Raw genomic sequence first — 13,579 nt, forward strand, 5'->3', positions numbered from 1 at the left:
AGTTTAACGAAGGGCTTCGGCGGTATTGATCGTGTGGGAGATTATTACTGCCGAAACTCCACGGTTACTGGGCTAGTGGGACGTGTGCAACAGAGCAAAATACTGCCGTTTTCAGGGGTGTCTAGTGGCGTTTCAAAATACTCGACAGATCCTTCGCGCAGAGTTGCCTGACAGGTATTACACAGGCCGGCCCGGCAATTGAATGGCGGCGTCAGACCAGCCTGTTCAGCAAGATCGAGGAGCGATTGGCAGTTCTGATCCCAGGCCATACGGGTACCTGACGGAAGAAATTCAACAGTTAGCGTTTGTACATTCGTCTCGATTAGCGCGTTGGGCTCAGATAGCACTGGAGTAGGGGGCTTGGCCAGCATGACTTCATCTTCTTCGAGGATGGTTGCTGGGCCGAAGAACTCGTAGTTAATACGCTTCTTACTTATTCCAAGGTCACGCAACAGGCGCCAGTTCGCCTGCATAAAGAGGCGCGGGCCGCAAAGGTAGACGTCATAGTCGTCCAGCGGGAGTAACCCTTGTAGGGTTTCCTTGCTGATAAGGCCCTCGCTATGAAAGGTTTCGTTGGCGTAATCATCGGAATCTGGATTGCGGTAACAGAAGTGAACATTAATCCCTGGGCGACTGCTGGCCAGTGTTAGGACTTCGTCACGAAATGCGTGTACTACACCGCTTTCGCAGGCATGGATGAAATACACCTGACGCGCAGAATTGAGGCTTAGTTGATGGAGCATGCTCACCATCGGAGTGAGTCCCACGCCTCCGCTGAACAACACCACCGGCCTCGGGCTCTCTTCGTCCAAAACGAAGGTGCCAGTCGGCCCGGCGATCTCGAGCAGGTCGCCAACGTGCACTCTGTCGTGAAGGTGACCGGATCCTTGGCCAGGTGGCAGCTCAGGCTTGTCGAAAGGTGCGGGCTCGCGTTTGACCGAAATGCGTACGCGCGTGGGGTCGTTGGCGTCTCCGGACAAACTATAATTGCGGAGCGTTGTTGTACCGCAGTCGAGTGGCAGGCGAACAATCAGGAATTGCCCAGGACGAAAGTGCAGGTTTGACACTCCATCAGTCGCAGCCAGAGCGAAGGAGGTGATGACTGCGCTTTCTTGCTTCTTCGCAATCACTCGAAAGGTTTTAAAACCTTGAGGAGGGTGCTGTGTTTGAGATTGAGTGCCCATCTCATACCTCCGTCTTTTGTTCCGCGGTGTGTTGTTGGGTCAGCGGAATCAAGGTGGCAGGCTGTTCCTGTGCAATCAATTTATCCAGATTGCGACGGAAGCGTAGAGGGCCTGAATCAGAGGCGAGATCGATGTTGGGACTACGCTTATTGGCCATACCCTTATGTACCGCACTGAGAACTACCCGATCTTCGGCGAAGGCGTGGCGCACGTCTTCGTCAAACTGGCGTGACACATCTTCGTTTTCGGTATCGAAGTTACGCACTTGAAACCAGTAGTAGCGCGTGCTCGATTCATCGATGGGAGTCATAAAGTTGTAGGAGTTCATGAGGAATACATGTTCGTGGAGCTCACCTTCATCGAAGCCCGTCCCAGCCGGGGTGAACAATGCCTTAATAATGGCCTGTGCGGGGTAATGCACTTCGTAGTGTTGCTTGCGGTCGCAGTTACCTGTGAATTTGACGAATTTGGCATAGAAGGGGGCTACTTCGACGTCGCGCATCCAGCGAGAAACAACCACGCCGACATCGGTTACAGTAGTTTGCAGCGGTTCTTCTGCACATGCAGAGTTACCAAAGGAGGATTGATGCACCCACGCGACATGGGCAGGATCAAGCAGGTTGTCGGTCATATACAGGTAGTTGCAAGGGATGACCATGCTATCCCCACGATTGAGTCCCCAAGCCGGATCACCCCACTCTGGCACATGGCAAATTTTTGTTTCGTCTGCCAGGTCAAGATCCCCCATCCAGATCCAAATCAGACCGTAGCGTACTGCGAGAGGGTAACTGCGAACCTTGGCTCCTTGAGGGATGCGTCGGCTGCCAGGAGCGTGGACACAGCTGCCAGAGCAGTCAAAGGTTAGGCCATGGTAGCCACACTCAATCTCATCACCCTTGAGGCGGCCCATCGACAAAGGGAGCTTGCGATGTGGGCAGGCATCTTCGAGGGCTACCGGAGTGCCGTCGCTCTTGCGGTAAAGCACCACTGGCTCATTGAGAAGGGTGACTGGATATAGATCTTCGCCTAGCTCAGCTTCACCGGCGGCTACGTACCATGCGTTTCGCAAAAACATGGGCTCACTCCCTATTATTTTGTTGTTCGCCCTTTGCAGGCGAACGATGGTTAACGAGGATTTCAGATTACGAGCATCTGATTAGGTGAGAACAGATGTTTAAAACTGTTTGTTTGTTTAGATTTTCTGACGTTTCAAGGAGAATAAGAGTGAGGGGCTCCGTCTTTGAATACGATTTGGGAATGCATTCAAGACCGCGCAGGGCAGTCTTGAATGAGGTGACTGAATAGTGGCTTTCAGGTAGCGCTATGAATGGATTGTGGTGGCTGATTAGCCAATGAAAGAATTTGTGGCAAAGCCGTCAATGCCCGCTCCCAGATTTGTCGGGTGCGCAGCCATACCAGCTCTTGCCAATCGGCATCGGCTGGATAGAACTGCTCGAGTAGTTCCAGTTTTATTTTCCGTGCAACCTCGTCGGTAAGATCACCGTGTAGATGCAACCACTGGTCGTTGCGCAAAAAGGTATGAATCTGCTCTCCTGGGTAGGTACCGCATTCGATCACAAATGGCATCAAGTACACGTTCGGCAGAGCATCGATTATTGCCTGAGAAGTGTAGCCCGTAGCTGTCGCAGCCACCCCCGTACCACTTTTGCTGCCAGCCCCGGTGATGAGGGTGTAAAGCCACGGGCCATACAGCGCCTGGGCATCATTCAGCTGCGGGTATGCGGACTTTGCAATCGTCATCAGCATCGGGTGGCCATAGTCTCCAGCGCCGGTATGAAGGTCAAAGCACATAGCCACTTGGGCATGAGTCAAATGCTCTTGGATAATGGTGTGCAGAGTTTTATTAGACCAACTAGGTGACTGCCCGCCATAAAACAGACCGTCAGAATGGTTGTACTGGCCAGCTTCGACGATCGACTTGATCGTTGACCAGCCCTCCGCGCGAGTCCGCTCGTCGAGCAGAGCATCGGCCTGATCTCTCTTTGGCCCCAACAACTGTGTACAGGTATAAATCTCGTGCAACCCTTCGTATTGCAGGTTGTCCGGCAGCGCGTTACTGAAGTCCAGGTAGTTCCGGTTGAGGTCGATGTTGTCTTCGTTGACTCGGCGCATCCAGGCCGTTCCCCAAGGGTTTATCAGATGGATCACCAACAACGCGACATCACTCGGTAGTTCTCTATCGGTAAACGTTTGCAGCCATTTAATCTGGCAGTTGGAACCGTAGAAACCTTCGACACCATGGGTGCCGCTGAGCATTACCAAGACTTTTTTGGCATGTGGGTCGCCGAGCAGGGCTACATCGGTAGCTAAGGGCTCGCCAAAGGGGCCGCTCAATGGGTGGATGTACTCTGTCAGTCTGGCACCTGCCGCTGTAGCCGCCCCCAGGAAACGCTCTCGTTGGCTGGCGTAGCTGGGACGAGTTGGAAAACCTGTATTCATGCTTACCTCGAATTGATCAACTATCTCCGGGCGTCAGGAGGCGCCTTGAGTCACGGTTGAAAGAGTGCGCTGAATTACTTCAGACGGCCGGAGAGGAACTGCGTCAAGCGCTCGCTTTGCGGATTGACCAACACTTCGCTTGGGTGGCCTTCTTCTTCCACGCGGCCTTGATGCAGGAACATGACGTGATTGGAGACGTTGCGGGCAAAACCCATCTCGTGGGTGACCACCACCATGGTTCGGCCTTCCTCGGCCAAGGCTTGCATCACCTTCAACACTTCACCGACCAACTCAGGGTCGAGCGCTGATGTCGGTTCATCAAACAGCATGACTTCTGGCTCCATCGCCAGTGCCCGGGCAATCGCTACTCGCTGCTGCTGACCGCCCGAGAGGTGAGAGGGATATTTGCTTTCGACACTCGCGTCCAAACCCACTTTTCTCAAATATTGGCGCGCACGCTGCTCGGCTTCTTTGCGTTTGATGCCCAGAACATGGACGGGAGCTTCGATGATGTTTTCCAGCACGGTCATGTGCTGCCACAAATTGAAGTGCTGGAATACCATGGCCAATTTGGTGCGTATTTTTTGCAGTTGGCATTGATCGGCCACTCGTAAGGCGCCGTTGATATCTTTTTTTGTGCGGATTTCCTCGCTGTTTACCGTAATGCGCCCAGCGCAGGGTTGCTCAAGAAAGTTGATACAGCGAAGAAAGGTGCTTTTACCCGACCCACTCGAACCGATGATGCTGATTACATCACCAGCTTTGGCTTTGAGCGATACGCCTTTGAGAACCTCATGGGAGCCGTAACTTTTGTGCAGTTCGTCTACGCTTAATTTGTACATAATCTTGCTCTCTAATGACGCCTAGTCAATGGGTCTGAGGTTTCAGAAATGCTAACCAGCGCATTTCGCAGAGACGAAACAGCCAGACTAGGGCAAACACCATCAAGGCATACAATACCGCCGCTATACCGAATGCCTCGAAAGAGGAATAAGTCGCGGAATTCACATCGCGAGCAACCTTGAGTAAATCAGGCACTGTGGCGGTAAATGCGAGGGTGGTGGAATGCAGCATCAAAATCACCTCATTGCTGTAGTACGGCAGTGCGCGACGCAGTGCCGAGGGCAGAATAATTCGTCGGTACAAGGTGAAGCTCGACATTCCATATGCGCGTCCGGCTTCAACTTCACCGTAAGGTGTCGCACGAATTGCTCCGGCGAAGACCTCTGTGGTGTAAGCACAAGTGTTGAGCGCAAATGCTAACAAGGTGCAGTTGATCCCCTCGCGGAAAAAGGCATTCAACTCCGGTTGGTTGCGCACCATTTCCAGGCTGTAGACCCCGGTGTAGAGAAGTAGTAACTGGATATACAGCGGAGTACCCCGAAACACATAGGTGTAGAACCAGACGGGGCCCCGGATAAAGGGGTTTCTTGAGACTCGCGCCACTGCCAGTGGCACAGCCAATAGGCCGCCGATGGCGATCGAGGCGACCAATAGCCATAAGGTCATGGCAACGCCTGACAGTTGGTAACCATCAAACCAGAGGTATGATTGCCAATACTCCTGCAAGATTCCACTCATAGCTGAGCTCCTCTGACGCCCGCGGAGTAGCGGCGCTCCAGCCATATCAGAACGCCATTGGATACCGTGGTGATCGACAGGTAAATCAATGCACCCACTAAGCTAAAAAAGAACAATTGCATCGAGTGCTTACCTGCATCCTGAGTCACCTTGACGATGTCGATAAGACCAATGATTGAGACCAGCGCTGTAGCTTTGATTAACACCTGCCAGTTATTACCAATACCAGGAAGCGCAAACCGCATCATTTGTGGGAAAAGGATCCGCACAAACACTTGCCGGGTACTCATGCCATACGCGATTGCAGCTTCCAGCTGACCCGCAGGTACAGATTGAAACGCTCCGCGAAATGTCTCGGTGAAATAGGCGCCGTAAATGAATCCCAAGGTGAAAACCCCAGCCATAAACGGGTTGAGGTCTATTTGCGTGAGCTGCAGCCATTCAGTAACTACATTAAGTAATATTTGCAGGCTGTAGAAAAGCAGCAACATGATCACGAGGTCAGGGACGCTGCGGATGAGCGTTGTATAGCTTGTTGCGAGAATTCGCAGCAATCGCTGGCTGGAAAGCTTCGCCGAGGCACCGATCAATCCGAGAGTAACGGCCAGCAGCATCGAAAGTAATGCCAGCTTGATGGTCGCCAAGGTACCTACAAGAATTATCGCTCCATAGCCTTGTAAAAACATGTTCCGTCTCTCCTTCGGCAATGGCGGCCCGTAGACCGTCCATTTAGGGACTTGAGAATCAAGGGATAACTTCGGGGCATGACGGGGTTCTCGATCATCCATATAAGATGATCGGATCCGGTCAGTGAAACGGGCTTCAGTTATAAATATCGAAGGAGAAGTACTTTTTCTGAATCTCGTCGTACGTACCGTTCTTGCGTATTTCTGCCAGCGCGCCGTTGATTGCGTTAATCAGATCTTGGTCTTCTTTGCGTAGGCCAATCGCGATACCACTACCTAGTAGCTTTTCGTCTTGAACGGTATCGCCAGCAAAGGCAAAGCCAGTGTTTCTAGGTGTCTGCAAAAAGCCGATATCCGCGACTGCCGCATCAGTCAGGGTTGCATCGATACGACCACTGACTAGGTCTGGGTACAACAGATCTTGGTTCGTGTAAGACACCATGGTGACACCGTGCGGTGCCCAGGTGGCTTTGACGTAAGCTTCCTGAGTGCTGCCTTGGGCCACACCGACACGCTTGCCTTTAAGCGACTCTACGGTGGGTAGAAGACCGCTATCAGATTTGGCGATCAGACGATTGGGGGAGCTGTAAAGCTTATCTGAGAACGCGACATTTTCTTTGCGCTTTTCGTTGACGGTCATAGCCGAAAGGATGCCGTCGAACTTTTTCGCTTTGAGTGCCGGGATGATGCTGTCGAAGGCGATTTCGACCCAGACACACTTGACTTTAAGTTGAGCGCAAATAGCGTTACCAAGATCAATATCAAAACCGACCAATTGGCCATCTGGCTCTTTCGATTCGAAGGGTGCAAACGTAGGGTCGACACCGAATCGAATGACACTGAGGTCTTTGGCTAGGACGCCGGTTGAGGCGAGTGCTAATAATGAAGCAAGGACAAATTTTTTCATTTTTATTTTCCTTTGTCTGTCAATGGGTTACACGCTGTAGGTCGATTAAAGCAACGTCATGGCGCTTGTCTGACTGTGTTTTTTTGTCCACTGCCTTGGGAGCGAGCAGTTTGCAAGACCAGAATACGAGAGTCTGAATATTCGAAAAGATGTTAAAAACTGTTGCTTTGTGTAGCTGAGCTAAAGTATTAAACGGCGAATTCTTTAATGGTGATGCTAATGAACAGCTTGCCTTCTCTGCGTGCATTGCAGGTTTTTGAAGCCGTCGGGCGCTATGGTGGAATTGTCGAAGCTGCAAGGCGCCTCGGCATCTCGGCGGGTGCCGTAAGCCAGCAAATGAGGTTGTTGGAAGACAGCCTAGGTATGAGCTTAACCTTCAAAGTGGGCAAACGCATTCGCTTGACTGTCGCGGGGCAGCGCTATCACGACAGCTGCGTGGCAGCGTTCGAAATCCTGCGTATTGCTCAGGTAGACATCGAGAGGTCGAAGAGTGCAAGCAACTTACGCATTAGCGCGTTGCCATCCTTATTTTCAGATTGGTTAGCGCCGCTTATTTACTCGTGGCAGAGCGATCACCCAGAACTCAACCTCTTTCTCGACGGCAGTCATGCTGAGCCAGCACCCGATGGCTACGAAATCGATTTTCGACTCACCTATGGGGACTATGAGTCTACTGAGCACGCTATCGAGCTGTTCCGGGATTGTGTCGTTCCTGTGTGTAGTCCCAAATTGTTGCGAGCCGATTCACCGCTACGGACTCCTGCGGATTTGCTGGAATATCCACTTTTGTCCATTGACTGGCTGCCGAAATTCGCTTCACCACCTTCGTGGCGCGATTGGTTCAGTGCACAAGAAGTCGACTGTTCACAAATGCGGGATGGTTATCGGGTCTATTCATTGTCATCGATGGCTGTTCACGCTGCGGTATCGGGGCAGGGTGTGGTGTTAGCGCAATGCTCAATGATTACCGATGCGTTAGCGGACGGGCATTTGATAATGCCATTCGCCAGAGCATTGCAATTACCATCTTCCTACTATTTAGTCGGGGCCAAAGATGCTTTCGATAAGGCCCACTGCCGCGATTTTCATCGATGGTTGGTGGCTCGCGGGCGAGACCAGATGGCAATAAACGAGCAACTGTTGAACGGTTCATGAGCACTCAAAGAGTAGCTTGTCCGCTGGTTCTAGTAATTAAATTAGATAATGTAGCTCTCCAGGCTAACCGGTTGATTTTAAAACGCGCCTCGACCACATTCTGGCTGAGCTGTACCCAAAAAAATTTCATGATGTGAACCCCTACGTCCCAGATCCGAAAGTCTGAGCGAGGCGGTTAAATCCGCCGAGTATTGAAAAATGCCCTTGCTTGACTTGATTTCAGTCACCGAACCAGGCTGGCGCTTCAACGCGGGCAGGACTGTCCAAATGCTTCTGGCGCCCTCCATTGCCGACCTATTGCTATTAACGATCAGCCTAGTGCGCTACTCGTTTCCGGTGTAGCGCGTGGTGACTCTTTGATTGCAAACGGCGCTGGAAGATTTCACTCCGGATCGCGACGTGGTCATGGAAAATTTGACGCTTCCTAGGCAGACCTCTCCTATTTCGTCACGGGTATGCGAGGGGGGGCTAGCGCTATCCGCGCCTTTTCGCTGGACATGCACAAAGGGCAGCGGGTGTCTCATTCTGTGATCGCGCACTTCGAGAATGTGGCGGTGCAACTGGAGGATCGATAGTTGACTGCGACAGCGGAGGCGGATTTTCTGCGGCAGAATTTCATGATGCATACGCCCTATACCTTTCTTTCCAATGCCGCTCCTCTGACTGAAGGGGCGTAAGTGGTCGAGGCGATCCTGGCAGACGAGAAGGAGTGCAGGCTGCTGCAGATCATCAGTTAGGCGGCGTGTTTATTGATACGTCGGCGGACTTGGTCTGAATATCAGTTTGTCACGTCGGCATCTTACTCCGCCGGGTTTACGGCACCACTTGGAGGTGCGATTCGTGCATAGCTTGGGGCTGAGCCAGTCGCGTTCAGGGGCCAAAAACGTAAATTGCACGCCATAGCCTGCGACATCGCATGACTGTCAAATTGCTGAGTCACATCACTTCTCGTCTAAACCCACGTCTTTAAATAGCCCTGCTCTTCGCCTGCGGCAGGTAATCCCGAGAGATGAACGGGTCTCAAAAGACAAATCACAGCCGAGTAAAATTTGCTTGATTATGGTTGTATAGACATGATTGTATTTATAGGCAGCTGTAGCGCTAAAACAAAAAATAATCTGAGAAAGTCATTTCGAGAGGATTACAGGTGAGCAGGCCATCCCATTTCCGTAATGTCGAGATCCGCGCCGCGCGTGGTAGTACGCTGACCGCCAAAAGCTGGCTGACTGAAGCTCCACTGCGCATGTTGATGAACAACCTCGACCCGGAAGTGGCCGAGAATCCTAAAGAGCTGGTGGTCTACGGTGGTATCGGTCGTGCGGCGCGTAACTGGGAGTGTTACGACAAGATCGTCGAAAGCCTGACCAACCTGAACGACGACGAAACCCTGCTGGTGCAATCCGGCAAGCCGGTCGGCGTATTCAAGACCCACAGCAACGCCCCGCGCGTGCTAATCGCCAACTCCAACCTGGTGCCACACTGGGCAAGCTGGGAACACTTCAACGAACTCGACGCCAAAGGTCTGGCCATGTACGGCCAGATGACCGCTGGCAGCTGGATCTACATCGGTAGCCAAGGCATTGTCCAGGGCACCTACGAAACCTTCGTCGAAGCCGGTCGCCAACACTACAACGATGACCTTAGAGGTCGCTGGGTGCTGACCGCAGGCCTGGGCGGCATGGGCGGCGCTCAGCCACTGGCCGCCACCCTGGCCGGTGCGTGCTCGCTGAACATCGAATGCCAGCAGGTCAGCATCGATTTCCGCTTGAACAGCCGTTACGTCGACGAGCAAGCCAAAGACCTCGATGACGCGCTGGCCCGCATCGCCAAATACACCAAAGAAGGCAAAGCGATTTCCATCGCACTGCTGGGTAACGCCGCTGAAATCCTGCCGGAACTGGTCGAACGCGGCGTGCGCCCGGACATGGTCACCGACCAGACCAGCGCCCACGATCCGCTCAACGGCTACCTGCCGGCCGGTTGGACTTGGGAAGAGTATCGCGCTCGCGCCAAGACCGAGCCTGCCGCTGTTGTGAAAGCCGCCAAGCAATCGATGGCCGTACACGTCAAAGCGATGCTGGAATTCCAGAAAATGGGCATTCCGACCTTCGACTACGGCAACAACATCCGTCAGATGGCCCAGGAAGAGGGCGTGGAAAACGCCTTCGATTTCCCAGGCTTCGTACCGGCCTACATCCGCCCGCTGTTCTGCCGTGGCATCGGCCCGTTCCGTTGGGCTGCACTGTCGGGTAACGCCGAAGACATCTACAAAACCGACGCCAAGGTCAAAGAGCTGATCCCGGACGACGCGCACCTGCACAACTGGTTGGACATGGCCCGCGAGCGCATCAGCTTTCAGGGGTTGCCGGCACGTATCTGCTGGGTCGGCCTGGGCCTGCGCGCCAAGCTGGGTCTGGCGTTCAACGAAATGGTGCGTAACGGTGAATTGTCGGCGCCAATCGTGATTGGTCGCGACCACCTCGATTCCGGCTCGGTGGCCAGCCCGAACCGTGAAACCGAATCGATGCAGGACGGTTCCGACGCCGTGTCCGACTGGCCACTGCTCAACGCTCTGCTCAACACCGCGAGCGGCGCGACCTGGGTGTCCCTGCACCACGGCGGCGGCGTCGGCATGGGCTTCTCCCAGCACTCGGGCATGGTGATTGTCTGCGACGGTACGGATGAAGCGGCCGAGCGTATCGCTCGCGTCCTGCACAACGACCCGGCGACCGGTGTCATGCGTCACGCCGATGCCGGTTACCAGATCGCCATCGACTGCGCCAAGGAGCAGGGCCTGAACCTGCCAATGATTACTTCGGTTAAAGGAGCCTGAAAATGAATGCGCTGAACCTGATTCCCGGCCAACTGAGCTTGGCCCAACTGCGTGACGTCTATCATCACCCGGTCACACTGACCCTCGACAACAGCGCCTCGGCGCAGATCGAAGCCAGCGTGGCCTGCGTCGAACAAATCCTCGCCGAGAACCGCACCGCCTACGGCATCAACACCGGTTTCGGCCTGCTGGCCTCGACGCGCATCTCTAGCGAAGACCTGGAAAACCTGCAGCGTTCGCTAGTGTTATCCCACGCCGCCGGTGTCGGTCAGCCGATCAGTGACGCTCTGGTGCGACTGATCATGGTGCTCAAGGTCAACAGCCTGAGCCGCGGTTTCTCCGGCATCCGCCGCGTGGTGATCGATGCGCTGATTGCGCTGATCAACGCCGAGGTTTACCCGCACATTCCATTGAAAGGTTCGGTCGGTGCTTCCGGTGACCTGGCGCCATTGGCCCATATGTCGTTGGTGCTGCTCGGCGAGGGCAAGGCGCGCTACAAGGGCGAATGGCTGGAAGCCACCGAAGCATTGAAAGTCGCCGGCCTGACGCCGTTGACGTTGGCCGCGAAAGAAGGCCTGGCGCTGCTCAACGGCACTCAGGTGTCCACCGCTTACGCACTGCGTGGCTTGTTCGAAGGCGAAGACCTGTTCGCTGGCGCTCTCGCACTGGGCGGCCTGACCGTCGAAGCGGTGCTGGGCTCCCGCTCACCGTTCGATGCGCGCATCCACGCCGCTCGTGGCCAGAAAGGCCAGATCGACGCCGCTGCCGCTTACCGTGATTTGCTCGGCGATCGCAGTGAAGTCTCCGACTCGCACCAAAATTGCGAGAAGGTTCAGGATCCGTACTCCCTGCGCTGCCAGCCACAAGTCATGGGCGCCTGCCTGACTCAGTTCCGTCAGGCAGCCGAAGTGCTGGCCGTCGAAGCCAACGCTGTATCGGATAACCCGTTGGTGTTCGCCGCTGAAGGCGATGTGATTTCCGGCGGAAACTTCCACGCCGAACCGGTGGCGATGGCGTCGGACAACATGGCACTGGCCATCGCGGAAATCGGCTCCCTCAGCGAACGCCGCATCTCGCTGATGATGGACAAGCACATGTCGCAACTGCCGCCGTTCCTGGTGGCCAATGGCGGTGTGAACTCCGGCTTCATGATCGCCCAGGTGACTGCGGCGGCACTGGCCAGCGAAAACAAGGCGTTGTCCCATCCGCATTCGGTGGACAGCCTACCGACTTCAGCCAACCAGGAAGACCACGTTTCGATGGCCCCAGCGGCGGGGAAGCGTTTGTGGGAAATGGCGGAAAACACTCGCGGGATTCTGGCGGTGGAATGGCTGGCGGCGGCGCAGGGTCTGGATCTGCGCAACGGTCTGAAGACCTCAAACCAGCTGGAGAAGGCTCGGGCAATTCTGCGTAACGAAGTGCCATTCTATGAGAAAGATCGCTTCTTTGCCCCGGACATCAATACGGCGAGCGAGCTATTGGCTTCCGGTTGCTTGAACGAACTTGTGTTACCGAAGTTGCTGCCTAGCTTGTAATCAGGGGTAGGGGCCTTTTGGCCCCTGTCTCGATTGAACTATTGGTCGAGTCTTCCCACGCATTACAGTGCTCATGCATCTTTTTGCTCTACGGCTATCGGCGACGGACAGTCGTCATAGATGTGGAGCTTTTTTGCGTTTGCAGTAAATGAAGATTCGTGAAGGCCACCGCCTGAGAATGGTTTTTCAAAGGCATGCCTACACTGGATACTTGTGCGTCTCTATCGGAAGCTGTGAGGATAACGACCTTTTCTTCCAAGTACTGGCAAGCGTCCTTGCCGAACTAGAGACACGGGCTGACTAATGATCAGAAATGCACCTCAAGCGCTCTACCGGCGCGCGAAGGATTATGTGCAAGACCAAATTCGCGCGGGCTTTTGGAAACCTGGTGATCTGATTTCCTCAGAAAACCAATTGGTGCAAGAACTTGGCATTTCGCGTATGACCGTCAACCGAGCCTTGCGCGAACTGGCCGAGGAAGGGCATCTAGTTCGGATTTCTGGGGTTGGCACGTTCGTGGCTGAAAGCAAACCTCAATCGAACCTCCTGCGTATCACCAATATCGCTGACGAAATCCTCGCCCGCGGCCACAGCTACATCTGTCGCGTACTGCACTTGGGGCGCGAATCGGCTTCGATGCCGGTAGCCTCCGCTCTAGGTCTCCCTACCGGATCCTCGGTTTTTCACTTGATATGTGTGCACAGCGAAGAGGGCGTCCCGGTGCAACTTGAAGATCGTTACGTCAATCCAGAGCTGGTACCCGAGTTTCTAGCGCAAGACTTCGGCGAGCACCTGCAACCGGCTAAATACCTGTTGCGGGTTATCAAGCCCGATGAAATGGAACATATCGTCGAAGCATGTCACCCAAGCTACGAGGAAAGCAAACACATGCAGATCGATGCTAATGAACCCTGCTTAGTGCTCATACGCCGGACTTGGAGCCGGAGCAAAATCGTCACCTTCGTGCGTTTAGTTCACCCGTCCTCACGCTATCGCCTAGGGAGTCGCATGCCAGTAAATGGGGCGCACAGAGACAGTTGAGGCCCAATTGTTGGTGCTGACGCCGAATTGATCCATTGGCCGATGAACACTGACCCAGTCTTATTCCTCGCGAACCATTGTCTATGCTGGATTTCTGCCGACTTGGGGTAGTGCGGTCTTGTGTCGGCACGTGGGTCGATTCGGCGTCAGCGCCTACAGGCAGGGAGCAGGCTCCCTCCCGCATTAGGGATAGGGGG

At 54.2% G+C, this 13,579-nt stretch carries 11 protein-coding genes and 1 pseudogene; 5 read left to right on the forward strand and 7 right to left on the reverse strand.

Translation table 11 applies throughout. The features are described 5' to 3' along the window. Positions 1-44: 44 nt before the first annotated feature. The 7 genes from PMI22_RS08595 to PMI22_RS08565 form a co-directional block, all read right to left on the reverse strand. A complete protein-coding gene (locus PMI22_RS08595; RefSeq protein ID WP_007947409.1) occupies positions 45-1,184 on the reverse strand; it encodes an FAD-binding oxidoreductase in 1,140 nt (379 codons plus the stop codon). A gap of 1 nt (position 1,185) precedes the next feature. Beyond that, the gene (locus PMI22_RS08590; protein ID WP_007947410.1) at positions 1,186-2,259 is read right to left on the reverse strand and encodes an aromatic ring-hydroxylating dioxygenase subunit alpha; all 1,074 of its coding nucleotides are present in this window, start codon (positions 2,257-2,259) and stop codon (positions 1,186-1,188) included. A 236-nt stretch (positions 2,260-2,495) separates the two neighbouring features. Beyond that, on the reverse strand, positions 2,496-3,644 hold the full coding sequence (locus PMI22_RS08585; protein ID WP_007947411.1) for a DUF2817 domain-containing protein: 1,149 nt from the start codon (positions 3,642-3,644) through the stop codon (positions 2,496-2,498). 74 nt (positions 3,645-3,718) lie between these two features. Further along, entirely contained in the window at positions 3,719-4,486 is a 768-nt protein-coding gene (locus tag PMI22_RS08580; protein WP_007947412.1) for an ABC transporter ATP-binding protein, read from the reverse strand. Between the two features lie 25 nt (positions 4,487-4,511). After that, a complete protein-coding gene (locus tag PMI22_RS08575) occupies positions 4,512-5,225 on the reverse strand; it encodes an ABC transporter permease (RefSeq protein WP_007947413.1) in 714 nt (237 codons plus the stop codon). Continuing rightward, positions 5,222-5,911: an ABC transporter permease gene (locus tag PMI22_RS08570; RefSeq protein ID WP_007947414.1), complete on the reverse strand. Its 690-nt coding sequence runs from the start codon at positions 5,909-5,911 to the stop codon at positions 5,222-5,224. Before PMI22_RS08570 ends, PMI22_RS08575 begins: the two co-directional genes overlap by 4 nt. A 136-nt stretch (positions 5,912-6,047) precedes the next feature. Next, positions 6,048-6,818: an ABC transporter substrate-binding protein gene (locus PMI22_RS08565; protein ID WP_007947415.1), complete on the reverse strand. Its 771-nt coding sequence runs from the start codon at positions 6,816-6,818 to the stop codon at positions 6,048-6,050. 219 nt (positions 6,819-7,037) lie between these two features. On the opposite strand from PMI22_RS08565, the gene PMI22_RS08560 reads away from it, so the two are divergent. From PMI22_RS08560 to hutC, 5 genes and pseudogenes are all read left to right on the forward strand, one after another. After that, positions 7,038-7,973, forward strand: coding sequence for a LysR substrate-binding domain-containing protein (locus PMI22_RS08560; protein WP_033049511.1), 936 nt, complete (start codon positions 7,038-7,040; stop codon positions 7,971-7,973). Positions 7,974-8,440: 467 nt separating this feature from the next. Then, a pseudogene (locus PMI22_RS32100) lies at positions 8,441-8,876 on the forward strand (UTRA domain-containing protein); the annotation flags it as partial. Between the two features lie 244 nt (positions 8,877-9,120). Continuing rightward, complete coding sequence (hutU, locus tag PMI22_RS08555; protein ID WP_007947419.1) at positions 9,121-10,806, forward strand: urocanate hydratase; 1,686 nt, start codon at positions 9,121-9,123, stop codon at positions 10,804-10,806. A 2-nt stretch (positions 10,807-10,808) separates the two neighbouring features. Continuing rightward, the gene (gene hutH / locus PMI22_RS08550) at positions 10,809-12,341 is read left to right on the forward strand and encodes a histidine ammonia-lyase (RefSeq protein ID WP_007947420.1); all 1,533 of its coding nucleotides are present in this window, start codon (positions 10,809-10,811) and stop codon (positions 12,339-12,341) included. A gap of 303 nt (positions 12,342-12,644) precedes the next feature. Next, complete coding sequence (gene hutC / locus PMI22_RS08545; protein ID WP_007947421.1) at positions 12,645-13,382, forward strand: histidine utilization repressor; 738 nt, start codon at positions 12,645-12,647, stop codon at positions 13,380-13,382. Positions 13,383-13,579 lie beyond the last annotated feature (197 nt).

Origin of the sequence: Pseudomonas sp. GM21, assembly GCF_000282215.1 — a bacterium.
Lineage (GTDB): Bacteria > Pseudomonadota > Gammaproteobacteria > Pseudomonadales > Pseudomonadaceae > Aquipseudomonas.

What these genes read in the sequence shown, in the direction of transcription:
- hutC (WP_007947421.1), top strand. Translation starts at nt 12,645, where the DNA reads ATGATCAGAAATGCACCTCAAGCGCTCTACCGGCGCGCGAAGGATTAT.
- PMI22_RS08590 (WP_007947410.1), bottom strand. Translation starts at nt 2,259, where the DNA reads ATGTTTTTGCGAAACGCATGGTACGTAGCCGCCGGTGAAGCTGAGCTA.
- PMI22_RS08595 (WP_007947409.1), bottom strand. Translation starts at nt 1,184, where the DNA reads ATGGGCACTCAATCTCAAACACAGCACCCTCCTCAAGGTTTTAAAACC.
- PMI22_RS08570 (WP_007947414.1), bottom strand. Translation starts at nt 5,911, where the DNA reads ATGTTTTTACAAGGCTATGGAGCGATAATTCTTGTAGGTACCTTGGCG.
- PMI22_RS08565 (WP_007947415.1), bottom strand. Translation starts at nt 6,818, where the DNA reads ATGAAAAAATTTGTCCTTGCTTCATTATTAGCACTCGCCTCAACCGGC.
- PMI22_RS08585 (WP_007947411.1), bottom strand. Translation starts at nt 3,644, where the DNA reads ATGAATACAGGTTTTCCAACTCGTCCCAGCTACGCCAGCCAACGAGAG.
- hutH (WP_007947420.1), top strand. Translation starts at nt 10,809, where the DNA reads ATGAATGCGCTGAACCTGATTCCCGGCCAACTGAGCTTGGCCCAACTG.
- PMI22_RS08575 (WP_007947413.1), bottom strand. Translation starts at nt 5,225, where the DNA reads ATGAGTGGAATCTTGCAGGAGTATTGGCAATCATACCTCTGGTTTGAT.
- PMI22_RS08580 (WP_007947412.1), bottom strand. Translation starts at nt 4,486, where the DNA reads ATGTACAAATTAAGCGTAGACGAACTGCACAAAAGTTACGGCTCCCAT.
- PMI22_RS08560 (WP_033049511.1), top strand. Translation starts at nt 7,038, where the DNA reads ATGAACAGCTTGCCTTCTCTGCGTGCATTGCAGGTTTTTGAAGCCGTC.